The following is a 24,934-nucleotide window of genomic DNA, read 5'->3' on the forward strand; positions in this document are numbered from 1 at the left end:
GAGCGGCGAAACGTAGCGTCACGGGTCAGTCGGAGCTTGAGTCGGCGAGAAGGAAATCAGTTGAACGTGCGGTCGTCGAACGTCTCGTTCGAGTCGTCGTCCGACCCGCCGCTCGAGAGCCGCGGTGTGAACCCGCCGGTGAGAATCACGGAAACGACGACCAGCGCCGCCGAGAGGACGACGAAGTCCGCGCTCGGATCGTAACCCGCGAGGCCGGCACCGGTCGAGACGACGAAGATGGCGACGGCGAAGACGATGGTCGCCAGGAGTCCGATGACGAGAATTCCGACGACGCTGGCCAGCAGCCCGCTCAGTATTCGGCGAATCGATGACATTCGTTGCAACCGTATTGAAAGCGAACGAACGTAATTATTGTGACATCGGCCGTGAATCGACGATCGTGGCGTCGGTCTCGAGTCAGGAACTGCGATACGGGCCTCGGTTGGCGGCGTCAGCGAACCGATGTGCGGAAACAATCGACAGTGGAGAGGGGCGTCGACGAAAAGTGCGATGTGGACGGGGCGATCACGATCAGCCGAGGAGGTACCGCAGTTGCGGTACCCGCTCGACGATCGGGTGCCGTTCGATGTAGCGGTCGGCGCCGAGGATCCGGCCGGCCGCTAGTGCGCCCAGCGTCAGGAAGACGGCGGCGTACACCAACTGGTCGTTGACCAGGCCGCCGGCGACATCCCAACTGCCGAAGTAGAACAGGACCATCTGGGTCGCTGCTCCGAGTGCGGCGAGTCGGACGAACACGCCGGCAATCAGCGCGAGGCCGATGAGCACCTGCGTGACCGGGACAATCACGTCGATCGCCCCCATCAGCGCGGCGTTCTCAGCCATCGCCCCGAAGAGCCCGCTCGCCGGACTCGCCGGATCGACGTTCGCGAGGTAGCCATAGGCGCTGAAGTCGCCCGTCAGCTTCCCCCAGCCCGCCGTCAGCATCACCCAGCCCATCAGGAGCCGAAGGCCCAGGATCGCCCACGCGCTGAGGTGGTGCGGTCGCCCCTCGAGCGTCACGCCACCGAGGCGGCTTTCCAACCGGTTTCCCGCAGTCGTCGTCATTGTCAGTCACCTCTTACAGATAGAGAGAGGGGAGCTAGTTGCTTGAATACGAATTACAGTTCCCGATAGACGGGAGAGAGGCCAGGGGACACCACGATATGCAGGGTCAATATATGTGCCCGTGAAGCCGCCGTGGCGAAACTTACGTCGCGCGATGGCGTACGGTCGAATATGGTCACGACGCTCTCCGCAGATCGACTCGCGGAACTCATCGACGAGGACGCCGCGTTCACCCTCGTCGATACCCGCCCCGAAGACAGCTACGAATCGTGGCACATCTCGGGTGCGATGCACTTTCCCTTCGGCCCCGAGGAGGAACTGGACGGCCGCCTCGAGGAGTTCGAGGACCTGGTCGGCGACGCCGATCGCGTGATCACCACCTGCGCGAAGGGGATCTCCTCGGGGAATCTGGCGACCCAACTCGAGTCGGCCACCGACGACTACGACGTCCAGACCGTCGACGGCGGGATGAAGGGGTGGAGCGGGGTCTACGATCACGTCGAAATCGACGCCGATGACGACGAACTGACGATCGTCCAGATCCAGCGCCGCGCGAAGGGCTGTCTAGGGTACGTCGTCGGCTGCGACGCGACGGGCGAGGCCGTCGTCGTCGATCCGACCGGCGACGTCGACGAGTACGAGATCGCCGCCGAAGAGGCCGGACTCTCGATTACGGGCGTGATCGACACCCACGTCCACGCCGACCACGTCTCCGGCGGTCGCGACCTCGCCGACCGTCTCGAGGTCCCCTACTATCTCGGCGCCCGTGCCGAAGAGCGCGGCGTCGAGGTCGAGTTCACGCCGCTCGAGCGAAACGAGGTGCTGGCGGTCGGGGACCTCGCGGTCAAGGCGGTGATCGCGCCGGGTCACACCAGCGAGATGATCACCCTGCTCGTCGACGACGCGGCGCTGCTGACCGCGGATACGCTCCACGTCGACTCGGTGGGCCGGACGGAACTCGAGTTTAGCGAGGACGAGGGGGAGCGTGGGGCGAAGATGCTCTACGAGACGCTGCACCGCACCCTGCTGGCCGAACCGGAAGGAGTCACCGTCCTGCCGGGTCACGTCACCGTCACGGCCGAGGGAGAGTTCGAACACGGTTCGCCGGGCGAACCGATCGCGACCACCGTTCGGGACGCCCGAACGGAGATTGACCTGCTCGGACTCGAGGAGGACGCCTTCGTCGAGCGGATGGCCGACGCCGGCGAGAAGCCCGCGAACTACGAGGATGTCATCGACCTGAACCGAGGCGTGAAGGAGAGTCCGCCCGAGGAGCGGACGGAACTCGAACTCGGGCCGAACAACTGTTCGGCCTGAGTCGAGGGGCGACACCAATTCCGTGAGCGAGTGTCGCCGATGCTCGGGTGCATCTCTGTCCGAGAGACGACTCGAGCGGACCGTATCCGGAATAGCCAACGCGCCTGAGAATTGGTTATGTAGTATCGTGGCATACTATACCACGGCGAACAGCAATGCAAACAACAGCGATACGCCAAGTTGAGTGCCCGCAGTGTGCGACCCGAGCGAGCGTTTCAGTTCCCAACGGCGATGTCGAACCGAAATCCAGTCGCTCCGTCGCAGCGTTCGGTGAACAGACGAAAGTAACGTGCTCGAACGGACACACCTACTGGGTACAGTTCTGTTGAACTACCCCACCCTACTCGCTCACGGCTGACGCCGTTCCTTGAGGGTAGCGTGAGACCAAAGGTCTCACGGACCATGCGAACGGGCGCTTCGCGCCCGTGAGCAAATGGGGCTTCCTGCTTCCACGACGTTGTCAGACTACGTCTGACAGCCCGCCAGACGTCGTCTGGCGAACGCGCTTTGCAGGAACCGAAGTGGTTCCCGTAGGGAGCGCAGTCTCCACAGGCGTTCGAAAATCGCACAGCGATTTTCGCAGCCCATCAGAATCGCTCTGCGATTCTGAGGACGTTGATTCGGAGCGTCCCGCTCCTACTTGCTTGGTACCGCGAGAAAGAACGTTCCACGCTGCATTCCAATCCCTTTCGGCCGTGAAACCGCACGACGGACATGAGTGTTCGCGGACCCACAGTGGTTTGTCAGTTGAGACACCGCAGGCTGCACACTCTTTGGTCGTACCCGCTGGATCGACAGCGACGAAGTGCGTGCCTTCGCGTTCGCACTTGTACTTGAGCATCCGGAGGAACGTTCCCCATGCTGCCCCGGCACGGTTCCGAGAGTTGCCGTCAAGTTCGACAAGACCCTTCGCGTCAAGGTCTTCGACCGCCACGAGATCGTACTCTCGAGCGTAGTACGCCGAGAGCTTGTGCAAGAAGTCCCGACGCTTTCGTTTGAGGTCGGCGTGGCACGCGGCCACGCGACGGCGTTGCTTCTCGTAGTTGTTCGAGCCGTGCTCTTTCCGCGAGAGTTTCCGCTGTTCACGCTCGAGTCGGCTGCGTTCGTCGGAGAGGTCAATCGATTCGATTGCGTAGCCGTCAGTGTCGTGTGCGTACTTGAGAATCCCCACGTCGATGCCGACAGACTTCTTCGGATTCTCCGGCTTCTCTGGTGGTTCTCGGTCCATTTTGACGCCAAACGTGTCGAACCATTCGCCGGTCGGCTCTTTCTTGAGTGTGACTTGCTTCAGCTTTGCGTCGTCGGGGATCTCACGGTGGAGTCGGATTGGAATGTCCGCGAGTTTCGAGAGTGACAGCACAGTCTGACCGCTCTTCTTGTCGAGCTTGAAGCCAGACTGGTTGTACGTGAAACTGCGGAACTCGCGCGGCGATTTCCACTTGAGCATCCCGACGCCGTAGCCGTTCTGCTTGAGTGCAGAACGGCTACTGAGATTGTTGAATAGCCGTTCGACGACGGTTTGGAGAACCTTCGAGTATACGTCTGACAGATCGTCCCACCACTGCTTGAGATCGGGTAGCTCCGACCGAAGTGTGGTCATGGACGGCAGTTCGCCGTGGTTCTCTCGGTACTCGTTGAGCCGGTAGCGAGTGTGATTGTACAGTTGCCTGCAAATATCGCGGTGGCGGTCCAACTCCTCGCGGTGGGCATCGGACGGCTCAAGGCGATACTTGTAGGCGTAGTACATCAGTTCTCGCGTTCCTCAATGAGCTTGTCAAGTTTCTCCTGAACGAACGAAGAAAGATTCAGGTGATTGTCCTGAATCCACTCTTCTTGGTCGTCTCGGATTGAGATTGTCTTTCGCGTTGCCACACCATAAGTTATGCAATTTGCATACAAAACACCTCCGGTTCCGTTGGCCTGTGGGCTTGCAACAGAACAGTGTATGAAAACCGTGCGGCGTTGACGAGACGCGACGCGTCTCGTTCGCACACCAGAAATCACAGATTTCTGACTGTCAATCAGAACGCAAAGCGTTCTGATGACGCTCGCTGAGGAAGGGGGCTTAGCGCCTCGGTTCAGCTAATCGTCCCTTTTTTGAGGCCCCGTTCGGACGATACGGAGAGCGACGACGCCGCGTCACCGGGAGTAGGTCTCGAGTCCGGTGATCCGACCGTCCTCGAGGTCGAAGAAGTCCGCGAACTCGAACAATTCCGTCTCGCCGTCGAAGACGCGACCGCGGACCGCGACGCGGTCGCCGTCGGCGATCACCGCCTCGAGTTCGTGGCCGGTGTCGGGATTCGGCCGATCCTCGCGCATGAACCGGACGAACGACTCGCGACCCTCGAACGTTCGATCGGGGCGTCGCTGGACGAAATCGGGCGCGATGACGTCCTCGAGGGCATCGTACTCGTGGTGATCAAGCGCGTCGTAGTATCGCCGAACGACGGTGGCCGAGTCCATACGCCGAACGTTTCGGTGCGACCGTCAAAAGCGTACAGTTGGAACGGCCGTTCTCCGTCTCGAATCTCGAGGCGGGCACTTCAGTTCGGGTGTCAGCCGAATTACCGGAACTCGTTTCAGCGAACGCTTACACGCTTCTGTGCCATTAGTTGACTCATGGCAACGGCAGACGACTTTCGGGCGGCCGTATCGCTGGACGAACTCGAGGAGACGGGACGCGAGCTGGTGAGCGTCGACGGAACACCGCTCGCCGTGTTTCAGCACGAAGGCGAGATTCGAGCCGTGAACAACCGCTGCCCCCACATGGGGTTTCCGCTGGTCGAGGGGACCGTCGACGACGGCATCCTCACCTGTCACTGGCACCACGCGCGGTTCGAACTCTCCTGTGGCGACACCTTCGACCCCTGGGCCGACGACGTGCAGACGTATCCCACCGAGATCCGAGACGGTACCGTCTTCGTGAACCCGAACCCGCCGCGCGAGTTGCCGCCCGAGGAACACTGGGCCGAGCGCCTCGAGACCGGCCTCGAGGAGAACCTCCGACTCGTCGTCGCGAAGTCGACGATCGGACTGCTCGACGCCGGCGTGGCGCATCGAGAGCCGATGGCGACGACGCTCGAGTTCGGAACCCAATATCGGGACTCGGGCTGGGGGTCCGGACTCACGATTCTGGGCTGCATGGCGAACGTGATCGACGATCTCGAGCCCGAGGATCGAAAGCGAGCGCTGTACACCGGCGTTCGCCACGTCGCGAGCGACTGTGCGGGCGAACCACCCCGCTTCGACCAGCCCTCGTTTTCGACCGACGACGTTCCCTTCGACCAGCTGAAATCGTGGTTCCGCGACTGCGTCGAAGTTCGGGACCGCGACGGGGCGGAACGCTGTCTTCGCACTGCCGTCGCGTCCGGACGATCCGAAGCCGAGGTCGCCGAACTGATCGTCGCCGGCGCGACCGACCATCCGTACCTCTCGACCGGCCACGTGCTCGACTTCGCCAACACGGCCTTCGAGACCCTCGAGCACGTCGGCTGGGATCACGCGGAGCGGACGCTCGCGAGCCTCGTCGAACCGCTCGTGACCGCCAGTCGCAGCGACGAGCGATCCTCCTGGCGACAGCCGATCGATCTGGTCGCGCTGCTCGAGGACGTCTATGGCGGCGACGTGAGCGAGACGAGCGGCCTCGAGGAACTCGTGCGCGACGGCGCGGCCGAAACGTGGACCGTTCCGGACGGTTTTCGAGAGACCCTCCTCGGTGACGATCCCGAAGCCATCGTCGGCGCGCTCGCAGACGCCGTTCGGAAGGGGGCGACCAGCGAGGCTCTCGCCGCGGAAGTCGCACACGCCGCGGCCACGCGCGTCGCCCAGTTCGGCACCGCGAACGAGTTCAGCGACTGGAACACCGTCCACCACACGTTCACGTACGCGAACGCGGTGCACCAGTTTGCGCGTCGCACGGACGCCCTCGAGTGCTATCGCGGCGTCTTCGACACCGCGGTCAACGTCTATCTCGATCGGTTCCTCAACACACCACCCACGCCGATTCCGGAAGTAGGTGCCAACGAGACCGGCCGCGAACCGGACGCGATCCGCGAGGAGCTGCTGGAGACGTTCGATACCGAAGGCGAGGTGAACGAGGCCGGACGACTGGTCGCCGAGTTCTTCGACTGCGGTGGCGATGCCGCGGCGCTGAAACGGACGCTGGGTCACGGACTACTGCGCGAAGATTCGGGGTTCCACACGTTACAGAACCTCGAGGTGGCGTTCCGGCAGTTCGACCTCGCCGACGGGTCCAAGCGCGGCGACGCGACCGAGCGCGCCGACGGGTCCGGAACGGCCGTCGGCCTCGAGCGACGACGGCGCGTGCCGATGATCGCAACTGCTCGCTACATGGCGGCACACTTCCCGACGCGTCGGGAGGCCGAACAGACGTTCACCATCGCCTCGAGGCTCAACCGCGGCGAAACGATCCACGAGGACTGAGGTCGATCACGAAGCGCGGGACCGCTCGCGGAGATTGAGGCCGGTCGTGGGGTCCCCGTCTCGGCGCGTTCCACATGCCTTTTCTCTCGGCTGTCCCTACAGTCCGTGTGGAGTGTCACGTCTACTACGAGGGCGACGACGACCCGAAGAAGTGCACCGCGCGTCGCCTCGAGAAGTTCGATAAGGCCACCCTCTATCGGCGGATGGAGCAGGTGCCCTACGGCGTCGTTCTCAACCCCCACGCCGATCAAGCGCTCTCGCCGGCCGACGTCGAGGACGGACTCGGAACGCTCGTCGCGCTCGACTGTTCGTGGGAGTCCGCCGAAGCCGCCTCGTTCCGGATGAACGGCGTGCACCGGGCGCTCCCCTTTCTCGTCGCCGCGAATCCGGTCAACTACGGCCGACCGTTCCGGCTGACCACCGTCGAGGCGCTCGCCGCCGCCTGCTGCATCTTCGACGAGTACGAGCGCGCCGAAGATATCCTCGAGCCCTTCCGCTGGGGAGAGACCTTCCTCACGCTCAACGAGGAACCCCTGCGCCGCTACAGCGAGTGTACCGACTCGAGCGAGGTCGTCGCGGTACAGGACGACTACCTGGCCGACGAGGAACCGGCCGCCGAACTGGCCGACGAGGGATCTGCAGACGGGCGAGACGCGGCCGACGACGAATAAGCACGCCTCGCCAAGCGTCACGGCCACGCGTCACAGCGGGGAGAAGCAGACTGCTCAGGGGGCTCTACTCGAGACATCGTGCTCGTTCTCACACACCTGTCGGTCAGCGTCCCGACACCTGTCGATCGGCGTACCAGTCACAGGACCACAGCGGTTATATGTTCGACAGGCTAACGAGCGATATGGCCAGTTTCGACGCCGCGGAAAAACGAACGCTCGAGAAGATGATCTGCATGCGCTGTAACGCGCGCAACTCACAGAAGGCCGACCGCTGTCGCAAGTGCGGCTACGCGAAGCTTCGCCCGAAGGCGAAAGAGGCCCGCGCCGCATAATCGACACCCGGTCTCGAATATTTTTTCCAACGCACGCATCGATACTGCCCGGCGAGAGCGGTCAGTCGACGGGTCGACCAATCGTCAGGTGATCGATCGGTCGTCAGGTGGTCAATCGGCGGCGAACGGGTTGCGTTCGATTTCGGCGCAGCTCTCGAGAAGCGTCGCGAACCGAGCGGACGGCTGCCGATAGCGGACCGTCTCGCTCCGATAATCGTACTCGACGATTCCCACCGCGGTGAGTTTCGGCAGGTCGACGTGTCGCAGGGCGAGTCTCGTTTCGTCGACCCGGTCGTCGGTATCCGTCGACGCCGAGGCGTCTTCGAGCTCCTCGGAAACGAGTCGCGCCAATTCGTCGACGGTGGCGACGTCGTGTTCTCGCAGATAGTAGAGCGCGTACCGTCGGCGCTGCGCGGCGAGGATACCTAACAGCCGATCCACCACCGTCTGCTCGCTCCCAGTATCGCCTCCGTCTGTTCGGATTCGACACTCGGCGTCCGACCCGTGTTCAGAATTGATAACATCCCCCATGTCGGTAACCACGCGTCTAGACAATCACTATGGCGAATTATTCGTTACGGCCGCCAGATAAGGCGTTCAAGCGTGCGAAATCGAATACGAATCGAGCACGCCCCGTGTTCACGCTGCCCGCCGCGATATTCGAGGATCCGTGCGCACCGAATTCGAACGAGTCGATCACCGGTGACGAATCGCGTTCGTTCGCTCGACAGTTCGCTTACTCGTCGGGATACTTCGGCTCCCGCTTCTCGGCCCGGTCGAGTGCCGTCTCGACCACGTCCCGAACGTCGCCGTGGAAGACGCCGCCGTGACCCGCGTACATGTGTTCGACGCTGTCGGGCATGGCCTCGAGCAGGTCCTCGATGCTCTCGATGAGCCGCTCGCGCGACTGGCCGGCCATGTCGGTGCGCCCGAAGCTCCCGTAGTCGAAGGCCCCGTCGTCGTGGACGACGACGTCGCCCGAGAACAGCGCGGTCTCCGAGACGAACGAGACGTGATCGTCGGCGTGGCCGGGCGTGTAGACCACGTCGAACGCCTCGTCGCCGATGGGCGCCGTGTCACCGCCCGCGATCCCGTGGGTGCGCGTCGGGTGGTCGTCGTAGGCGTAGACGTCGGGATCGAAGGCGTCGACGACGGCCTCGAGTTGGGCGACGTGATCGCCGTGCTGGTGGGTCATAACGACATTGTCGACGCCGTCGGTGTGTGATCGAATCTCGTCGACGACGCCGTCCCAGGCGCCGGCGTCGACCAGGGTAGTTTTCTCCTCGACCACCAGAAACGCGTTGCAGGTGAACGTCTCTGCCGCCTCCGTGACGTGATGGACCGTCATATGCGATTGCTCGAGGGCCGGCCCCAAAATGGTGCCGTCCGAGAGAGCGGACGACAGGGTCGGGACAGTCGTTGGCTCCACGGAATGCCATCAATGGGGGTTCGATCCGTTCGAGTTTCCGCACTGGCCAGGAGGGTAACGAGAACTGAAATACTCGAGGGACCACGAGATTTTTTACCCGCAAGGACGAAGGAGATACCGTATGGGATTCGGGAGCTACGACGAATCCGAGCAACAGGAAGTCGACGCTGATTTTGACGACGACGACGCGGTACAATCCGGTGAGAACAGCCACGACGGATCGATCGAGTTCGAAAACGGCGCCTCCAGCGACGAGTTACTCGATCGACTCCAGGAGATCAAAGACGAGGACTGATGAAGTCCGGGGTGCGGGCGCTGGGCATCGCCGAATCGTTTCGGCGGGACGGGAATCGCGACCGAAGCACGCTCGCCGGCGCCGTCGTCCGCGCCGACCGCGTCGCGGACGGACTCGCGTACCGCTCGTGTACCGTCGGCGGCACCGACGCAACCGACGGCGTGGTGGCGCTCGTCGACGACCTCGGCCGGCCCGACGTGCAGTACGTGCTGCTCGGCGCCGTCGCACCCGCCTGGTACAATCTCCTCGATCTGTCACGAATTCGGGAGGCCGCCGACCGACCGGTGATCGCCGTCACCTTCGAGGCGAGCGACGGTCTCGAGGGCGGCCTTCGAGACGCCTTCTCCGATGCCGACCTCGAGCAGCGCCTCGAGAGCTACCGGTCCCTGCCCGAGCGGCGGGCGCTGTCGGTCAACGACGAGACCGTCTACGTGAGACACGTGGGCTGCGATACTGAGACGGCTGAGGAGGTCGTCCGGACGTTCACACCCGAGGGTGGTCGGCCGGAGCCGATTCGAGTCGCGAGGGTCGCGGCTCGAGCGGGTGATGCGTATATCGACTCGCTCGAGTAACCCGGAACTACCGTCGCTCGATCGACCGCGGACGGACGGTAGCAGCCCCGACACCCCACCGCTGGGTGGGAGAGAAAGGGGCTTTCATCCCGTTCGTAGCGGTGAAACCAGCGAGGACGACGCGACAGATCGGTACCAGCAACTGCGACCCGAAAGACGTAGTAGGCGGCCGTTTGACCCACCGGTATGGGAACGATGGACGAGTCGGAGCTCTGTGTCAGCGAGTGTTCGCGCTGTCCGGCGCTCGTGGACTCTCGCAGCCGGATCGTCAACGGAACCGGACCCGAGGACGCCGACGTGCTGTTCGTGGGCGAAGGGCCGGGTGCACAGGAGGACAGCGAGGGCGAGCCCTTCGTCGGTCGCAGCGGCTCCGTCCTCGACGACGGGCTTCGGAGCGTCGGCCTGATTCGCGAGGACGTTCGCATCACCAACTGCGTCCGCTGTCGGCCGCCGGAGAACCGTGACCCCAGCACGGAGGAACTCGAGAACTGCCGCGGCTACCTCGAGCGAGAGATCGACCTGCTCGACCCGGAGATAATCGTCACGCTGGGGAAAGTACCCAGTGAGCACCTGCTCGGCCGGTCGGTGGCGGTGACGAAAGAGGCGGGCTCGATCGAGGAGATTCGAATCGACGGCACACCGCGGCGCGTGCTGCTCTGTGTCCATCCGGCGGCGACGCTGTACGACCGGAGTCAGGAGGACACGTTCACCGACGCGCTCGCACGCGCCGCGGAACTCGCCGGTGTCGACGGCGACGGCGGAAGCGGGCAGACGAGACTCGACGGGTTTTGAGAAGTGTTCGAATAGTGATCGGAATTCCTCATTACTATTTCAAACAATTCGGGTTATAGGTGGACATTTATGGATTTGTTCCAGTTAGATAAACGTCTTCAGATCATTATGGCACCTATCGATGGACGACTACGTAGGTAACATAGAAACTACTAAATAAATTCATGCATAGTCACTGCTATGTCCGATACCGATCGGTGGGCAACGGATCGACGAACGGTTTTGAAAAGCGCCGGGGCAGTGGGGATGGCCGGCCTCGCCGGCTGTACTGGTGGCAGCGACGACTCGGACGTGATTTCGTGGGTCATGAATCCTGCAGAGGAAACCGTCGACATCGAACTGCAGTACCAGCCGCTGTTCGAGTACCTCGAATCAGAGGCCGGTGTCGAAATCGAGGGCGTCCAGACGTCCGACTACAGTTCGACCGTCCTCGAGATGCAGGGCGACCGCGGCGACTTCGCCGACACCTCGCCCGGTGCGGTCGCCCAGATCCCCGGCGACATCGACGTCGTCGGGATGCGCCTCGCGTTCGGTGCCGAACAGTACTTCTCGCTCATCACGACGACTCCCGATAGCGGGATCGACGAGTTGACCGACCTCGAGGGCGAGGAGATCGCGTTCGGCGCTGCGACGTCGGTCTCGGGGACGCTGTTCCCCATGCTGATGCTCGAAGAGGCCGGCCTCGACACCGGCGGCGCACCCGACGGCGACCCCGAGGACTTCACTGCACGGTACTCGGACCACGACACCGCCCGCAAACAACTCATCGAGAACCCGGACGTCGCCGCCGCCGCGACCGGTGCGTTCTCGGCGGGACCTCACGTCCCCGCGGAACAGTTCGACGAACTGTCCGAGGACTACGTCGATATCTCCGTCGAGTACGAGAACGCCGGATCCCGCGATCCGGAACTCCAGTTGCTCGGCGTCTCCGATCCGATCCCGCGAGCACCGATCGTGGCCCGTTCGAACTGGGACGACCCGGTCCGCGAGGAACTCGAGGAACTGATGCTCGAGGCACCGTCGGAAGCCTTCGAACACGACGACGAAGACCTCGCGGACGAACTCGGCATCGACCCGGAGATCCTCGACAAGGACGAGGACGAACTCACCGACGAGGAAGAAGAGGACCTCCAGACGTTCGAGGACCACGGCCTCTGGTTCGACGGCATCGAACCGGCGACCGAGGACGACTACCAGCCGGTCGTCGATCTCCTCGAGGAACTCGGGCTCGAACCCGAGGAACTCGACTGAGCGCTCCCGAGTTGAAGACTATCGATTACCATGTCTAAAGTTGTAGTCGACGGACTCACCAAGCGGTACGGCGACGTCCTCGCACTCGACGACGTCTCGTTCGAGGTACCGCCGGGTGAGTTCGTCATCATTCTCGGTGTATCGGGGTCCGGAAAATCAACGCTTCTTCGATGTATGTCGGCGCTGACGAAACCGACGGCCGGCGAGATACGGATCGACGGCGAGCCGATGATCGCCCCTCGTCCCGAGGTGGCGATGATCTTCCAGCAGCACAACATTATCGGCGATCTGACGGCGTACTCGAACGCACTGTCCGGCAGCATGAGCCGCAGTTCGTTCGTCGAGAGCTTCCTCCAGCTCCAATCGGACGAGGAGAAGTATCGGGCTCTCGACGCGCTCGATACCGTCGGACTCCTCGACGAAGCCGAACAGAAAGCGCGACGAATGAGCGGCGGCCAGCAACAGCGGGTCGGAATCGCCCGCGCGCTGGTACAGCGACCGGAGGTACTGCTCGCCGACGAGCCGGTCGCGAGTCTCGATCCCGGGAGCGCACAGGAAGTGATGCGCTACCTCCAGTCGAGTACGGTCGAGCGGGACCTCACGACGTTTATCAGCCTCCACCAGGTCAACATCGCCCGCAAATTCGGCGAGCGGTTCATCGGCCTTCGTGACGGTGAGAAGGTCTTCGACGGCTATCGCGACGAGTTGACGATCGACGCGATCGACGAGATCTACGGCGATATCGATACTGAAGGGATGTTCGTCGACGCGGACTCGAGCGGCGACAGCGAATCGGAGGTGACGCCGTGAGCCGACCCGACGACGGATCCGACGAGACCGACTCCGATGCAGTCATATCCACCGACGGTGGCCGGCCGACGACCGGCGGCGGGCAGCCGACGGCCGATGCCGCCGACGAACTGAAACGCGACGAACGACTCACGGAACAGTTCGAGAGCATCCGGCAACGGCGACGACGCCGGGCGATCGGTGGTGTGGCGGTCCTCTCTCTCATCGGCTTTATCTTCGTCCAGGGGCTCAGCGCGATCGAAATCTTTACCGAGTTCCTCAACTGGAGTTTCTTCGGCGAGTCGCTGCGAAACTTCTTCCCGACCACGGAGTACTTCGACGCGATTCCGTTCATCGACTTCGGACAGTACTTCTCGTACATTCGCGAGGAGAACCTCCTGTTCGATCCCGAAGTCGGCGGTCTGATCGGGGGCCTCGGAATCTTCGCGATCTTCGGTGAGGCCGGCATCACGCTCGCGATGGGCGTCGTCGGAACCATCCTCGGCCTGCCGTTCGCACTGCTCTTCGGCGTCCTCGGCTCCGAGCGAGTCACGCCGTTCCCGTTCAACTTCATCTTCCGCGGGACGATGTCGTTCATCCGATCGATTCCGGCGCTCGTCTGGACGCTGATCTTCATCCCGCTCGCCGGGCTCGGCCCCGTCGCCGCGACGCTCGCGATCATGGTCGACACCATCGGGAACCTCGGTCGGCTGTTCGTCGACGAACTCGAGGAGATCTCGGACGGCCCGATCGAGGCGATGGAGACGACCGGTGCGAACAGACCGCAGACGATCGTCTTCGGGATGTTGAGCCAGGTCAGGACGTCGTTCATCGCCTGGACGCTGTACATCCTCGAGATCAACGTCCGCATCGCGGTCACCGTCGGTGTCTACGGTGCCGGCGGACTCGGACAGGTCGTGGAAGTCCAGCAGGGACTGCTCAACTGGACGAACATGATGGCGACGCTGCTGTGCATCTTCCTGCTCATCATCAGCGTCGAACTGTTCAGCCAGCGCCTGCGCGCCAGACTCCGCTCCGACGAGGAGAAGATGGGCTGGCGGGAACTGATCTTCGGCTTCCCCAACCGGATGGCCGACTCGGCGATGAAGTAGCGGCGTTCAGCCGTCACCACCGTTCCGACGGACTCGTTTTGTTCGGTTCGATCCGGTTCTTCAGTTTGTCAGTACGTTCCGGTTCTTCAGTTTGTCAGTACGTTCCGGTTCTTCGGTTCGCTCCAACTCTTCGATTTGTTCCGGTCGTACCCTCAAATTCGACAGTGTAGCGTATCGGAGGACCGCATGGGTATCGCGAAGACTGCGCGGATGGAAACCCACTTGCCGTTCGGCCTCCGATCTGCAGACATGAGTGCTACCCAGCAATCTCTCGCGTCCGTCGTCATCGTCGACTACGGACTGGGGAACCTGCGCAGCGCCACCCGCGGCCTCGAGCGTGCGGGTGCCGACGTCGAGATTACCGACGATCCGGACGCCTTCGCCGCGGCCGACGGCGTCGTCCTCCCCGGCGTCGGCGCGTTCCGCGAGGGCGTCGAGAACGCCGATCCGCTTCGGGAGGACCTCCTCGAGGTCGCCGAGTCCGGAACGCCGCTCTTCGGCATCTGTCTCGGGATGCAGATGCTGCTGACGACCAGCGAAGAGGGTGAGAACGACGGCGAGTCGGCCGTCCAGGGGCTCGACCTGATTCCGGGCACCAACGTTCGATTCGCGGAGGGCCAGAAGGTCCCCCACATGGGCTGGAACGAGTTGGACGTGGAGCGTGACCACCCGCTCGTGGACGGTGTCGACGGTCGGTACGCCTACTTCGTCCACTCCTACTACGCCGTGCCCGACGACGAGAGCGCGGCAGTTGCGACGACCGACTACGAACTCGAGTTTCCCTCGATCGTCTCCAACGAGGCGGGAAACGTCTTCGGGACCCAGTTCCACCCCGAAAAGAGCGGCGAGACCGGATTGCAGATCCTGCGGAACTTCGTCGAGATCTGCGCCGAGGAGTGATCGGACCGCGAACGGCTAGCGGGAGGGTGCGGTGTTGGTTCGAGTTCAAAGCGAGCGGTGTTAGTTCGGTTTTGCTTCGGTTTTGGCTCGGTTTCCGTTCCGGTTCGTTTTGGGTCGCTTTTGGGATTTGTGCTGGATTCAGGCTTCTCGAGGCAGACTTCTCGAGGCAGACGAGTCCCCGAGGGAATCGAACCGGATTCGATCGGTTTGAGTCGGGGACACACCCCGCGGTGCCGCTGTATAGGTGCGAGAGAGAACTAATTGCCCGGGAATTCGTCAGAATCGGTGATGATCGGCAGAACGATTCTCGATCGAGTCACTCATCCAGACCATCACTGCTAAATACTAGTCGTGTGTCACCGACCACTGAGGGTATTGAACGCGGAGCGACGGCGTCGGTTTTGAACGCGGTCTCGTCGTTCGAGTCGAACTGGACCGTCGTCGTTCGTCACCGTCCGCTTCCGATCGCCCCGCGTGACGGATGCTCCCCTCGAGTTATCGCAGTCCAACCGGGGGTTCAGCTACTCCAACACCCCTACACCGTTACAGCGGCACCGCGGGGTGTGTGACCCAACATACAGCGGCACCGAGGGGTGTAGAATCGTCGACTCGATTCCTGTAGAAATCCTTTTGAATCCATACAGCGGAACTACGGTACCGAATCGAGGGTGCCAGCAGCCGTCTCGTGCTTCGACGCGAGCGGGACCCCGCGATACAGCGGCACTGCGGGGTACCGCCACGACGAGACGGCACCGCACGACGGCTGCTACCGGGATTCGTACAGCGGCACTCTGGGGCCAACCGGTGGGAGTGCACACCGGGGATCCAAGCGTCGACGTAACCGAGACGGCGCACGGCCTCTACAGCGGGATCGTAGGAACCTATACGACGGAACCGCGGGGACCTATATAGCAGAACCGCGGGGATCTATACAGCGGAACCACGGGGTTCCACAGAAACGATACAGCGGCATCGAGGGGTGTATTTTACCGCTTTGAAGGGGGCAAGCCCACCAATCCCGTGTTATACAGCGGCAATCGGGTCCCGAACAGTTAAGTCACGGCTGTGTGATGTCCGTGATAGCTGAATGTCGGACTCGATGGACTACTTCGGAAGCGAAAACGAAATCTTTCAGAACAAGGAGCTACTGCAGGTCTCGCACCTTCCCGACGGTGATCGGATCATCGGTCGCGAGGACGAGTTGACGAACCTCGCGAACGCGATCAAACCGGCGACGCGCGGCAACACGCCGAACAACGTCCTCGTCTACGGAAAGACGGGAACCGGGAAATCGCTGTGTTCGAAGTTCATCACGAACCAGGCCGTCGAGCGTGCGAAACAGGACGCGGTGTCGATCGGCGTCGCCTACGTCGACTGCCTGCAGGAGTCGACGGAGACGCAGGCCGTTCAGTCCGCCGGTCACCAGCTCAACGAACAGGACGCGACGGGAATCTCGATCCCCCACTCGGGGTTGAGCACGGCCGAGTACTACCGCCGACTGTGGGAGATCGTCGACAACCGATACGGCGTCGCACTCATCATCCTGGACGAGGTCGACAAGATCGAAGACGACGATATCCTGATGCAGCTCTCGCGAGCCGTCGAGTCCGGAAAACTCACCGAGAGCACCGTCGGCGTCATCGGCATCTCGAACAAGGTTCGGTACAAGGACTCCCTCGACGAGCGCATCAAATCGAGTCTCTGCGAGCGCGAGTACGTCTTCTCGCCGTACGACGCGACCCAGATCCGAGAGATCCTGCGGTCGCGCGCCGACGCGTTTCACGAGGGCGTCCTCGAAGACGGCGTCGTCCCCCGGGTCGCCGCACTCGCCGCCCGGGAACACGGCGACGCGCGGAAGGCGATCGACATCCTCCGCTTTGCCGGCGAGATCGCCGAAGAGAACGACCTCGAGCGTGTCACGGAGGACTGCGTCGACCAAGCCCACGAGCGCGAGGAGACCAGCCGACTCGCCGAACTCATCTCGAAGAGTCCGAGCCACGCGAAACTCGTCCTCGAGGCGATGGCACTCCGCACCCAGCAGACGGGGAACGACGACGCGCCGGTGACGACGAACGAGGTCTACGACCTCTACAAACGGCTCTGCGAGCGAGACCAGTCCGACCACCTGAAACTCCGTCGGGTACGGGATATCCTCTCGGAACTCGAGTTCCTCTCGATCATCGATCAGGAGCGCAAGTGGGCCGGCAAGGGGAAGGGGAACTACATGGAGAACCGGTTGATCGACGATCCCGAGGTCATCATCGCGGCCTGTAACGAGTCAGACTGACGGCAAATGTCTTAATCGCGAGCGGTCGCCCACGTTTCGACCGTCACTCCATCGCTAGCGACCAGGGACCATCAGCTTCGATCGTCACGTAGCCGATTCCATCGACATCGAACGTCGTCTCGCCGTCGAATTCGTCGAGTTCGTTGAAGACGAGTTCCGAAAACTGGTCGTCCTGCGGAAGGATTTCGACGATGAAATTCCCCTCGCCCTCGTATGTACCATGTGCTTGCCCGAGTCCGTCGAACTGAAACGGCCCGTCCCACGCCGGTTCCTCGCCCTCGAGTTCGATCGGTAATGTATCGGACTCGTCTTCCGTCGCACGCGGTTGTAGGATCTCGAGTTCCCAGTCGCCGTCCGCATCGACATCCAAGAGATACGTCCCTTCCTCTGCGAGAACGCCCGAGGCTCCGTCGAAGTCTCCGATCACGTTGACCAACAGTTCCTCGAAACCGCCGTCCGTCGGTACTAACTCGACGATAAAGTTCGACTCACCGTCGTGGACAGTTTCGGCGATCGTCACACCGCCCTCGAGTTCGAACTCGTCGCTAACTGTCGCTCCGGTACCCTCGAACTCGAGTGGGGAGGGGTTTGTTTCGTCTTCGTCATCGGTCTCCTGGACGGTGTTAGCAATCACACCCGGCGATCCGACGATCGGGGCTAGCAGTCCGAGACTGGCGGCGAGATAGTAACGTCGGCGCATACGACTGTTCCACCAGAGACCTACTTCAAACGCCATTCATGTCGACGGTGAGACTCGTTTTCGTTGAGACGTATGGCCAGTTCGAAATCGGGGTCGAGCACCGAAACTTGTACTCAACGTGTCAGGATAGACGACTCGAGTCCGGTTACAACAGTTCGCGGACCTCCGAGTACCACATGTCGTGGTAGTCGACATGACCGACCCGGCGAGCGATGGCGACGGCGAGCACGTGCCAGCAGTAGTCGGTCGGATCGTCGTCGTCTAAGTTGTACTCGCTGTCCTTGCAGGTACAGCCGCCGTCCTCGACGATGTACTCGTCCTCGTAGCCGACGACGATCGTGAAATCGCGGTAGGCTTTGACCCGGTTCTCGCCGACGGCCTCGATCGCGCGGACCCCGCGGTCACCGTGGACGCGGGAGATCTGCCCGACGATCTCGGGCGTGAGTTCGCCCGCCTCCTCGAGGGCTGCCTGCCATCGATCGACTGGGTTGGCCTCCGACACGACCGCAACTGTGCGCGCAACTGTAAAATCGGTTTGGTTGTCGGTCGCGGCGGCGGAGCGGACGCCAGCGACGGCGCAACCCAAAAATAGCTTCCGGTCCGACTAGATTCAATGACCCGCTGGCGCCGGTTGCTGTCTGCTGCCGGAGGGCGCGGTACGATCGCGGCCCTCGGAACAGTGTACGTCGCGCTCGCGTTCGCGTGGGCGTCCACCCAACTGATCGACGGATACCCAGTTTCGAACGTGGTTCTCGTCTCCAGCTTTATCGGTACTCCCGGGCTGGTGCTGCTGTACGGCAGTCGTCGATTGGTGCGGACCGACGTCCAGGCCGCGTTCTATCCGACGATCGCGCGCTGGTGTTTCGGCGGGGTCGGACTCCTCCTCGCCATTCTCGCCCTCTACCAACTCGAGCCCGCCGAGAGCGTTAGCGATCCGGTTCGGGCCGTGCTCGTCCTCACGGCGTTCGGGAGCGTCGCCGGCTTCGGCGTCGGCGTCCACGACGCGCTGGCCAAGACGCGAGCGCACGAACTCAGACGACGCAATCAAGAGTTGAGGCGGATGAAAGCACGACTCGACGAGACGGTCGTGCAACTCGAGTCGGCAAATCGCGAATACGAGGCGTCCAACGAGCGACTCGAGCAGTTCGCGTACGCGGCCTCGCACGACCTCCAGGAGCCGCTGCGGATGATCACGAATTACCTCACGCTCGTCGAGCGCCGGTACGGCGATCGGCTGGACGCCGACGGCCGCGAGTTCATCGAGTTCGCCGTCGACGGCGCCGAGCGCATGCGCGCGATGATCGACGGCCTCCTCGAGTACTCCAGGGTCGAGACGCAGGGCGACCCGTTCGAACCGGTCGACCTGGAGGAGGTGTTCGCGGCCGTGCTGAAAGACCTCGAGGTGCAGATCGCCGAGAGCGACGCGACGGTGGAGATCGAGGCGTTGCCGAGCGTCGAGGGTGACGCCAGCCAGTTACGGCAGGTGTTCCAGAACCTGCTGTCGAACGCGATCGAGTACAGCGGCGACGACCCGCCGCGAGTGCACGTCACCGCCGAACGAACCGGGTCGAACTGGACGGTCTCGGTCGCGGACGAGGGCATCGGCATCGATCCCGCGGATCAGGATCGCGTCTTCGACCTCTTTCAGCGACTCCACGGCCGTGAGGAGTACGAGGGGACCGGACTCGGACTCGCGCTCTGTCGGCGGATCGTCGAGCGCCACGGCGGCGAGATCCGAGTCGACTCCGACCCCGGCGAGGGATCGACGTTTTCGGTGACCCTGCCGGCCGTCGCCGATCGAGGTTCGTGACGCCGGCTCGCTGTCCCACGGTAGTTCAACGGTGGGCGATTACCTCGAGTCGACCGGCGAGTCCGAGAGCCACTCCGCCGTAGCGGCGTCGGCACCCGCATCGACACCGGTCTCGCCAGCGGCACTCGCGCTGACGCCGATATCGCCGGCGGCGTCGACACGCGCGTCGGCAGCGAGCCGCACGTTCCGCTGCTCCCGCACGAATCCGGTGAAGTTGTCGAAGAGTCGCTTGGCCTCGCAGGCGACCTCGTAGGTCTCGGCGTCGATCCCCCCGAGGACGGCCCGAATCCGTTCGTCCTCGAGTTCGCCCTCTTTTCCGGCCGTGACCCGCTCCGCCGTCGTCGCGTCGTACTCGGGGTGGAACTGGACCCCAAAGACGCGGTCCCGCTGGAAACCGTGGATGCCGTACTCGTTTCTGGCGAACACCGTCGCGCCCGGCGGCGCCTCGGCCACGCGATCCGAGTGTGTCGTGAAGACGGTGAACCGGTCGTCGATGCCCGTCAACAGGCGATTCGCTCCGTCGTGTTCGACGGCCCGGTAGCCGATCTCGTACTCACCCATGGCCTCGACGCGGCCGCCGAGGACGTCCGCGAGTAGCTGATGGCCGTAACAGACGCCCAGAAACGGCAGTCCCGCTGTGACGGCCTCGCCGACCCACTCCTTCAGCGCGCCGATCCACGGCTCGTCCCAGTAGACGGAGGCGCTCGAGCCGGTGACGACACAGGCGTCGAACGCGAACGTTTCGGGGAGTTCGCCCGACGGACAGTGAAACTCGACGAGGTCGGCGTCGAGTTCCCGCTCGAAGTTTCGCTGGGTCGTGCCGCGTTTGTGCGCCGCGTTCAGCAGTGCGATTCGTAACCGGTCGGGACGGTCGTTCGTCTCAGTGTGTTCGCGTCCGTCAGCCCGCTCGTCGGTCGACGGGGCGCTCACGTGTCGCCCCACTCCAGTAGAACCGGCGCTGTTCGGTCTGGTGTGCTCGAGGAGGCGATCGTTCGTGAACCAAAGCGTATCAACGGGGGCCGGGGCATCGATATACAAATGGAAGGGATGCTGGCTACAAAGGACTTTCTAACGGTATAATTAATGATAAACCGATATCAACCGCTATTCAGGTAGTATGTCCGTATTTACTGGACATATGTACTCCACACCTCGGAGTATCGAAAAGAACGCTATCGGATTAGTATCGACTCGTTAGACGGTGTCTGCTCGACGCGAACACCGGTCGACAGCCGAGAAACCGATATGACCGTGGTTGTGGACCGAGAAAACCGAGAAACCGACGTGACAACGGTCGATAGTTTGGAAATCGAGGGCCCGTTCGACGGTTCGGGGATCAAGTGGTCCCGTTCGACGCCGAAGACGAGTGCCGACGGGCCATCACCACAGACCACGTCGTTTTTCGCGGTCGCCCGTCGACAGGAGGTATGCGCGTCACCGAGGGCGGGGTCGAACTCGAGGTCCCCGGCGAACAGACGGAGGGCGTCGAGGAGTCGGTGTTCTACAACCCGCGACAGGAGTTGAACCGAGATCTGACGATCGCGACGCTGCGGGCCTTTCGCGAGCGCGAAGATCGTGCGGAGTCGTATCTCGACGCGATGACCGCGAGCGGTATCCGTGGCGTTCGAGCGGCCGACGACGGCTGGCGGGTAACCTGCTGTGATATCGACGAGGAAGCCATCGACCTCGCGCGGGCGAACCTCGAGCGAAACGACCTCGAGGAGGGGTCGAGGATCGAACACCGCAACGTCAACGCGCTCATGCACGAGTCGATGTTCGACGTGATCGATCTCGATCCCTACGGGACGCCGATGCCCTTCGCCGACGCGGCCTTCGCGCGCTGTCGGGATCTGGTTTGCGTGACGGCGACCGACACCGCACCGCTCTGTGGCGCCCACTTCAACAGCGGCGTCCGGTCTTACGGCGCCCATCCCCAGAACACCGACTATCACACCGAGATGGGCGTGCGGATCCTCCTCTCCGCGCTCGCTCGCAGCGCCGCCCGCTTCGACGTCGGCGTCGAACCGATCCTCACCCACGCGACGAGCCACTACGTCCGGACCTACCTCGAACTCGATCGGAAGCCGACGGCCGCCGACGCCGCCCTCGAGAACCTCGGCCACCTCTCCCACTGCGAGGACTGTCTCCACCGCGAGGCCGAGTACGGACTGGTCGCGGACCCGCTCGAGTCCTGCCCAAACTGCGGCGGCGAGCGGATCCTCGTCGCCGGCCCGGTCTGGCTCGGCCCCTACCGCGACCGCGAGTTCACGGCGGCGGTTCGGGAGCAGATTCCCGACGCGTTCGGAACCGCGGAGAAGGCTCGAGAACTCTGCGAGACGCTCGAGGCCGAACTCGACGTGCCGACCTACTACGACCAGCACAAACTGTGCAAGAACTGGGGACTGCCGGCCAACGCGATGGACGACTTCCTCGCGGATCTCCGGGACGCAGGCTACGATGCCTCTTTCACCCACTACGGCGGGACGACGTTCAAGTCGGACGCGAGCGTCGCCGAGATTTTCGAGGCGACCGAAGCGAATCTCGAGTGAGCGAGTCGAGGTCGGCGTACAGCCGAACGAGTCGTCACGCCGCAGTCGGGACGGCAAAGACGTTCCGCGTCTTTCGAGCCCTCGGTCGCTGACGCTCCCGAGGACAGCGTCGTCGCTCCGTGTCGTCCACCCGACGTGGCAGTAAACGGTAATGGCGACGACCGGAGTCTCGAGCGAAACTGGACTCGAGACAGCCGCTTTCAGTTTGCAGGCCTGTGCCACACGACCGCATATTGCGCTGGCCGCAGACAGTTCTGAGACGTGATCGACCGGAGACAGGGCCTCGAGTTCGCGACCGCCGTCGTCGGCCTCGCTCAGAGCCAACAGCTGACGCTGCTGGCGGCCGGCGTCGCCTTCTACGGCTTCATCTCGCTCGTCCCGCTGATGTTGCTGGGGTTAGGGATCGCCGCCTCGCTCGGAGGGGAAGCGCTCGCGGCCCAACTCACGGCAGCGGCGAGCGACGTCCTCACGCCGTCGGCCCAGGAGATCCTCGCCGACACGGTCCTCGACGACACCGGGCGACAGGGGGCTACCGTCTTCGGTGCACTGGGACTGCTGTGGGGCTCGAGTCGGGTCCTTCGCGGGCTCGATCGAGCGTTCTCACAGATCTACGGTACCGCGGCCTCGAAGTCGTTCGTCGACACGGTCTGGGACGCGATGATCGTCTTCCTCGTGATCTCGTTCGGCCTCGCGCTCGTCGGGGGCCTCGAGTTGCTGATTCGGTTCGTTCCGTTCCTCGGCGTCGCCATCGTCGGCCCGATCCTCGTCGTGCTCGGCCTGGCGGTGACGTTCCTGCCGCTGTACGTCGTCTTTCCGAACGCAGACGTCGACATTCGGGAGGCCGTTCCCGGGACGATCGTCGCCGCCGTCGGCTGGTTCGTTCTCAGTCGGACCTTCGGTCTGTACGCCGCCGTTGCGGGCGATTACGCCGTCTACGGCGCGCTCGGAGCCGTCTTTCTCGTGCTCATCTGGCTGTACGTCGGCGCGATCATCCTCGTCTTCGGTGCCGTCATCAATGCCGTCCTCGCCGACCGTGAAGCGGATCGGCAGCTACAAAGTCCCGGCGCTCGACAGTTTTGGACAGAAGCGATGACCGACGACGCCACGGGTGCCGACGAGGGGGCGACGAAGGACCAAGCAGGGACGGGTGCGCAAACGGCCGGTACGGGGACGAGTACCCGCCGGAGTGCCCGGACTCGAGACCGATCCGACGATCCCGAAGCGCTTCGAGAGGAGATCGAACGGCTGCGCGACCGTGTCGAGTCGTTCGAGGACAACGTCGAGAGTCGTACCGTCAGGAAAGAGTCCCTCGAGAGCGAACTCAAACGCTACGTCCGCCGCAAGTACCGTCGCGGCCACGCTCGCGACTGGGGACCGTATCTCGTCCTGTTGTACGGGACGGCGATGTCCATCGCGGCGTTTTACTTCCTCTCGGGCGGCTGGGCCATTCTGGCGATGTTCGTCGTCTGGACCTCGACCCTGGGCGTCTACGCCCTGATGGTGCTATTCGGCTTCGGGATCTCCGTGCTCGGGATTCCCGGCCGGATCCGCGACGCGATCGGCGATCGGCGCTCCTGAGCCACCAACTCGCTCGCACCACCATCCGTCCCCCGCGTGACGCCGTCTCGGTATCCGTCCCCCGCGTGACGCCGTCTCGGTATTCGCCCCTCCGTTGACGTCCCGTCGGACCCGTTTTCCAGTGCTCCTCGCCTTCGCCGCTACAGTCGCAACCGAACCGCCGCAGAACAGCGCTAGCGCGGCGCCGCAACGCGTTGTCGAACGAAGTTTCGAACGCGAGCGGTGTACGTCTCCGGCCGGTGGAGATTGCAGATGTGACCGACGCCCGCGAGCACTTCGATGCGTCCGTCCTGGGCCGCAGCGGCGTGTTCGCGCTCGCCGCGGCGCATGACCTTGTCGTGTTCGCCGTTGAGAACCAGCGTCGGGCCGGGATAGGTCGAGAGTTTCGCGCGGAAGTCGACGCCCGCGACGTCCGGCCCCGCGTCGCCGAACTGCTTCGGGTAGATTCCGGCCTCGAGGATCTCCCGCTTGACGTCCTCGGGGAGGTCGCGATTGTTCACCCATCGTTCCCCGAGTCGTTCGACGAGACGCTTGCTGACGTCGGGTTTCGTCGCGAGTCGAGAGATCGCCCCGGTAGCGCGCGCGAGCGCCTCCATGCCGCCGACCGGGTTCGCGCTGGAGCCCGAGAGCACCAGTCCGTCGACGTCGCCGGGATGGCGGTAGGCGTACTCCGTCGCGGCGTAGCCGCCGAGCGAGAGGCCGACCAGCACCGCGTTCCCGTCGGTGTGACGACCGATCACGCGCTCGAGGAGGTCGATCGCGGGTTCCATCCGAAACGTCTCGTCCGCGCGAACGCCGTGGCCCGGCAGATCCGGGGCGACGATCCGATACTCGTCGGAGAGGCCGCGAATCTGTGGCAGCCACATCTTCCGCGTGAACATCGCGCCGTGGACGAACACGATCGATTGTCCGTCGTCGGGACCAGCGACGTCGATACCCGCGATTCCGTCGTCACCGTTGCGTCTGGACATAGCCGTCGTATCACGAGGCACAACTTAACCTTCGGCCCGGAATCCACAGCGCTCTCGAGACGCCGTTCCGA

At 63.3% G+C, this 24,934-nt stretch carries 26 protein-coding genes; 16 read left to right on the forward strand and 10 right to left on the reverse strand.

What is annotated here, in order from left to right:
* Positions 1–56: 56 nt before the first annotated feature.
* Positions 57–335, reverse strand: a complete 279-nt coding sequence (locus tag ACSFC7_RS23520; protein WP_436345453.1) for a hypothetical protein — start codon at positions 333–335, stop codon at positions 57–59.
* A gap of 196 nt (positions 336–531) precedes the next feature.
* On the reverse strand, positions 532–1,065 hold the full coding sequence (locus ACSFC7_RS23525) for a DoxX family protein (RefSeq protein ID WP_436345455.1): 534 nt from the start codon (positions 1,063–1,065) through the stop codon (positions 532–534).
* A 171-nt stretch (positions 1,066–1,236) separates the two neighbouring features.
* Here ACSFC7_RS23525 and ACSFC7_RS23530 point away from each other — a divergent pair, with 171 nt between their 5' ends.
* Both ACSFC7_RS23530 and ACSFC7_RS23535 read left to right on the forward strand, forming a co-directional pair.
* On the forward strand, positions 1,237–2,382 hold the full coding sequence (locus tag ACSFC7_RS23530; protein WP_436345457.1) for an MBL fold metallo-hydrolase: 1,146 nt from the start codon (positions 1,237–1,239) through the stop codon (positions 2,380–2,382).
* 155 nt (positions 2,383–2,537) lie between these two features.
* Positions 2,538–2,711 carry a hypothetical protein gene (locus ACSFC7_RS23535; RefSeq protein WP_436345459.1) on the forward strand — a complete coding sequence of 58 codons (174 nt, stop codon included), beginning with the start codon at positions 2,538–2,540 and terminating at the stop codon, positions 2,709–2,711.
* Positions 2,712–2,842: 131 nt separating this feature from the next.
* Here ACSFC7_RS23535 and ACSFC7_RS23540 read toward each other — a convergent pair whose 3' ends face one another.
* Together ACSFC7_RS23540 and ACSFC7_RS23545 are read right to left on the reverse strand one after the other, a co-directional pair.
* Complete coding sequence (locus tag ACSFC7_RS23540; RefSeq protein ID WP_436345461.1) at positions 2,843–4,129, reverse strand: RNA-guided endonuclease InsQ/TnpB family protein; 1,287 nt, start codon at positions 4,127–4,129, stop codon at positions 2,843–2,845.
* Positions 4,130–4,521: 392 nt separating this feature from the next.
* Complete coding sequence (locus tag ACSFC7_RS23545; RefSeq protein ID WP_436345462.1) at positions 4,522–4,845, reverse strand: nuclear transport factor 2 family protein; 324 nt, start codon at positions 4,843–4,845, stop codon at positions 4,522–4,524.
* 156 nt (positions 4,846–5,001) lie between these two features.
* Here ACSFC7_RS23545 and ACSFC7_RS23550 point away from each other — a divergent pair, with 156 nt between their 5' ends.
* From ACSFC7_RS23550 to ACSFC7_RS23560, 3 genes are all read left to right on the forward strand, one after another.
* Entirely contained in the window at positions 5,002–6,825 is a 1,824-nt protein-coding gene (locus ACSFC7_RS23550; protein WP_436345464.1) for a Rieske (2Fe-2S) protein, read from the forward strand.
* Positions 6,826–6,932: 107 nt separating this feature from the next.
* Positions 6,933–7,496: a DUF367 family protein gene (locus ACSFC7_RS23555; protein ID WP_436345466.1), complete on the forward strand. Its 564-nt coding sequence runs from the start codon at positions 6,933–6,935 to the stop codon at positions 7,494–7,496.
* Between the two features lie 182 nt (positions 7,497–7,678).
* Positions 7,679–7,828, forward strand: coding sequence for a 50S ribosomal protein L40e (locus tag ACSFC7_RS23560; protein ID WP_436345467.1), 150 nt, complete (start codon positions 7,679–7,681; stop codon positions 7,826–7,828).
* A 111-nt stretch (positions 7,829–7,939) separates the two neighbouring features.
* On the opposite strand, the gene ACSFC7_RS23565 is transcribed toward ACSFC7_RS23560, so the two are convergent.
* Complete coding sequence (locus ACSFC7_RS23565; RefSeq protein ID WP_436345469.1) at positions 7,940–8,359, reverse strand: DUF7344 domain-containing protein; 420 nt, start codon at positions 8,357–8,359, stop codon at positions 7,940–7,942.
* A 205-nt stretch (positions 8,360–8,564) separates the two neighbouring features.
* On the reverse strand, positions 8,565–9,176 hold the full coding sequence (locus ACSFC7_RS23570) for an MBL fold metallo-hydrolase (protein WP_436345471.1): 612 nt from the start codon (positions 9,174–9,176) through the stop codon (positions 8,565–8,567).
* Between the two features lie 202 nt (positions 9,177–9,378).
* Between ACSFC7_RS23570 and ACSFC7_RS23575 the strand changes: the two genes are divergently transcribed.
* From ACSFC7_RS23575 to ACSFC7_RS23610, 8 genes are all read left to right on the forward strand, one after another.
* On the forward strand, positions 9,379–9,552 hold the full coding sequence (locus ACSFC7_RS23575) for a DUF5786 family protein (RefSeq protein WP_436345472.1): 174 nt from the start codon (positions 9,379–9,381) through the stop codon (positions 9,550–9,552).
* Positions 9,552–10,124, forward strand: coding sequence for a DUF99 family protein (locus ACSFC7_RS23580; protein ID WP_436345473.1), 573 nt, complete (start codon positions 9,552–9,554; stop codon positions 10,122–10,124). The genes ACSFC7_RS23575 and ACSFC7_RS23580 overlap by 1 nt, the downstream gene beginning before the upstream one ends.
* Positions 10,125–10,310: 186 nt before the next feature.
* Positions 10,311–10,916 carry a uracil-DNA glycosylase gene (locus ACSFC7_RS23585; RefSeq protein WP_436345475.1) on the forward strand — a complete coding sequence of 202 codons (606 nt, stop codon included), beginning with the start codon at positions 10,311–10,313 and terminating at the stop codon, positions 10,914–10,916.
* Between the two features lie 180 nt (positions 10,917–11,096).
* Positions 11,097–12,167 (forward strand): substrate-binding domain-containing protein, encoded by a 1,071-nt coding sequence (locus tag ACSFC7_RS23590; RefSeq protein WP_436345477.1) that lies wholly within the window; start codon positions 11,097–11,099, stop codon positions 12,165–12,167.
* 30 nt (positions 12,168–12,197) lie between these two features.
* Entirely contained in the window at positions 12,198–12,977 is a 780-nt protein-coding gene (locus tag ACSFC7_RS23595; protein WP_436345479.1) for a phosphonate ABC transporter ATP-binding protein, read from the forward strand.
* The gene (gene phnE / locus ACSFC7_RS23600; RefSeq protein ID WP_436345481.1) at positions 12,974–14,068 is read left to right on the forward strand and encodes a phosphonate ABC transporter, permease protein PhnE; all 1,095 of its coding nucleotides are present in this window, start codon (positions 12,974–12,976) and stop codon (positions 14,066–14,068) included. Before ACSFC7_RS23595 ends, phnE begins: the two co-directional genes overlap by 4 nt.
* A 249-nt stretch (positions 14,069–14,317) precedes the next feature.
* Positions 14,318–14,968, forward strand: coding sequence for an imidazole glycerol phosphate synthase subunit HisH (hisH, locus tag ACSFC7_RS23605; RefSeq protein ID WP_436345483.1), 651 nt, complete (start codon positions 14,318–14,320; stop codon positions 14,966–14,968).
* Between the two features lie 1,087 nt (positions 14,969–16,055).
* Positions 16,056–17,255, forward strand: coding sequence for a Cdc6/Cdc18 family protein (locus ACSFC7_RS23610; RefSeq protein ID WP_436345485.1), 1,200 nt, complete (start codon positions 16,056–16,058; stop codon positions 17,253–17,255).
* A gap of 43 nt (positions 17,256–17,298) precedes the next feature.
* Here the strand turns inward: ACSFC7_RS23610 and ACSFC7_RS23615 are convergent, their stop codons facing one another.
* Together ACSFC7_RS23615 and ACSFC7_RS23620 are read right to left on the reverse strand one after the other, a co-directional pair.
* Positions 17,299–17,955 carry a hypothetical protein gene (locus tag ACSFC7_RS23615; RefSeq protein WP_436345487.1) on the reverse strand — a complete coding sequence of 219 codons (657 nt, stop codon included), beginning with the start codon at positions 17,953–17,955 and terminating at the stop codon, positions 17,299–17,301.
* A 145-nt stretch (positions 17,956–18,100) separates the two neighbouring features.
* Positions 18,101–18,457 carry a hypothetical protein gene (locus tag ACSFC7_RS23620; protein ID WP_436345489.1) on the reverse strand — a complete coding sequence of 119 codons (357 nt, stop codon included), beginning with the start codon at positions 18,455–18,457 and terminating at the stop codon, positions 18,101–18,103.
* 111 nt (positions 18,458–18,568) lie between these two features.
* On the opposite strand from ACSFC7_RS23620, the gene ACSFC7_RS23625 reads away from it, so the two are divergent.
* Complete coding sequence (locus ACSFC7_RS23625) at positions 18,569–19,765, forward strand: sensor histidine kinase (protein ID WP_436345491.1); 1,197 nt, start codon at positions 18,569–18,571, stop codon at positions 19,763–19,765.
* Between the two features lie 39 nt (positions 19,766–19,804).
* On the opposite strand, the gene ACSFC7_RS23630 is transcribed toward ACSFC7_RS23625, so the two are convergent.
* Positions 19,805–20,695, reverse strand: a complete 891-nt coding sequence (locus ACSFC7_RS23630; protein ID WP_436345493.1) for a type 1 glutamine amidotransferase — start codon at positions 20,693–20,695, stop codon at positions 19,805–19,807.
* A gap of 497 nt (positions 20,696–21,192) precedes the next feature.
* Here ACSFC7_RS23630 and ACSFC7_RS23635 point away from each other — a divergent pair, with 497 nt between their 5' ends.
* Together ACSFC7_RS23635 and ACSFC7_RS23640 are read left to right on the forward strand one after the other, a co-directional pair.
* Positions 21,193–22,314: a tRNA (guanine(26)-N(2))-dimethyltransferase gene (locus ACSFC7_RS23635; protein WP_436345494.1), complete on the forward strand. Its 1,122-nt coding sequence runs from the start codon at positions 21,193–21,195 to the stop codon at positions 22,312–22,314.
* A 261-nt stretch (positions 22,315–22,575) separates the two neighbouring features.
* Positions 22,576–23,892 (forward strand): YhjD/YihY/BrkB family envelope integrity protein, encoded by a 1,317-nt coding sequence (locus ACSFC7_RS23640; protein ID WP_436345496.1) that lies wholly within the window; start codon positions 22,576–22,578, stop codon positions 23,890–23,892.
* A 173-nt stretch (positions 23,893–24,065) separates the two neighbouring features.
* Here ACSFC7_RS23640 and ACSFC7_RS23645 read toward each other — a convergent pair whose 3' ends face one another.
* Positions 24,066–24,863: an alpha/beta fold hydrolase gene (locus ACSFC7_RS23645; protein ID WP_436345498.1), complete on the reverse strand. Its 798-nt coding sequence runs from the start codon at positions 24,861–24,863 to the stop codon at positions 24,066–24,068.
* Between the last annotated feature and the right edge of the window lie 71 nt (positions 24,864–24,934).

The organism is Natronorubrum halobium (assembly GCF_051351675.1).
Taxonomy (GTDB): domain Archaea; phylum Halobacteriota; class Halobacteria; order Halobacteriales; family Natrialbaceae; genus Natronorubrum.

Bases quoted from the DNA above. Each gene is read 5' to 3' on its own strand.
- ACSFC7_RS23545 (WP_436345462.1), bottom strand. From the start codon at position 4,845: ATGGACTCGGCCACCGTCGTTCGGCGATACTACGACGCGCTTGATCAC.
- ACSFC7_RS23590 (WP_436345477.1), top strand. From the start codon at position 11,097: ATGTCCGATACCGATCGGTGGGCAACGGATCGACGAACGGTTTTGAAA.
- ACSFC7_RS23520 (WP_436345453.1), bottom strand. From the start codon at position 335: ATGTCATCGATTCGCCGAATACTGAGCGGGCTGCTGGCCAGCGTCGTC.
- ACSFC7_RS23645 (WP_436345498.1), bottom strand. From the start codon at position 24,863: ATGTCCAGACGCAACGGTGACGACGGAATCGCGGGTATCGACGTCGCT.
- ACSFC7_RS23585 (WP_436345475.1), top strand. From the start codon at position 10,311: ATGGGAACGATGGACGAGTCGGAGCTCTGTGTCAGCGAGTGTTCGCGC.
- ACSFC7_RS23535 (WP_436345459.1), top strand. From the start codon at position 2,538: ATGCAAACAACAGCGATACGCCAAGTTGAGTGCCCGCAGTGTGCGACC.
- ACSFC7_RS23570 (WP_436345471.1), bottom strand. From the start codon at position 9,176: ATGACGGTCCATCACGTCACGGAGGCGGCAGAGACGTTCACCTGCAAC.
- ACSFC7_RS23530 (WP_436345457.1), top strand. From the start codon at position 1,237: ATGGTCACGACGCTCTCCGCAGATCGACTCGCGGAACTCATCGACGAG.
- ACSFC7_RS23565 (WP_436345469.1), bottom strand. From the start codon at position 8,359: ATGGGGGATGTTATCAATTCTGAACACGGGTCGGACGCCGAGTGTCGA.
- ACSFC7_RS23610 (WP_436345485.1), top strand. From the start codon at position 16,056: ATGTCGGACTCGATGGACTACTTCGGAAGCGAAAACGAAATCTTTCAG.
- ACSFC7_RS23560 (WP_436345467.1), top strand. From the start codon at position 7,679: ATGGCCAGTTTCGACGCCGCGGAAAAACGAACGCTCGAGAAGATGATC.
- ACSFC7_RS23550 (WP_436345464.1), top strand. From the start codon at position 5,002: ATGGCAACGGCAGACGACTTTCGGGCGGCCGTATCGCTGGACGAACTC.
- hisH (WP_436345483.1), top strand. From the start codon at position 14,318: ATGAGTGCTACCCAGCAATCTCTCGCGTCCGTCGTCATCGTCGACTAC.
- ACSFC7_RS23615 (WP_436345487.1), bottom strand. From the start codon at position 17,955: ATGCGCCGACGTTACTATCTCGCCGCCAGTCTCGGACTGCTAGCCCCG.
- ACSFC7_RS23595 (WP_436345479.1), top strand. From the start codon at position 12,198: ATGTCTAAAGTTGTAGTCGACGGACTCACCAAGCGGTACGGCGACGTC.
- ACSFC7_RS23525 (WP_436345455.1), bottom strand. From the start codon at position 1,065: ATGACGACGACTGCGGGAAACCGGTTGGAAAGCCGCCTCGGTGGCGTG.
- ACSFC7_RS23625 (WP_436345491.1), top strand. From the start codon at position 18,569: ATGACCCGCTGGCGCCGGTTGCTGTCTGCTGCCGGAGGGCGCGGTACG.
- ACSFC7_RS23540 (WP_436345461.1), bottom strand. From the start codon at position 4,129: ATGTACTACGCCTACAAGTATCGCCTTGAGCCGTCCGATGCCCACCGC.
- ACSFC7_RS23635 (WP_436345494.1), top strand. From the start codon at position 21,193: ATGCGCGTCACCGAGGGCGGGGTCGAACTCGAGGTCCCCGGCGAACAG.
- ACSFC7_RS23580 (WP_436345473.1), top strand. From the start codon at position 9,552: ATGAAGTCCGGGGTGCGGGCGCTGGGCATCGCCGAATCGTTTCGGCGG.
- ACSFC7_RS23575 (WP_436345472.1), top strand. From the start codon at position 9,379: ATGGGATTCGGGAGCTACGACGAATCCGAGCAACAGGAAGTCGACGCT.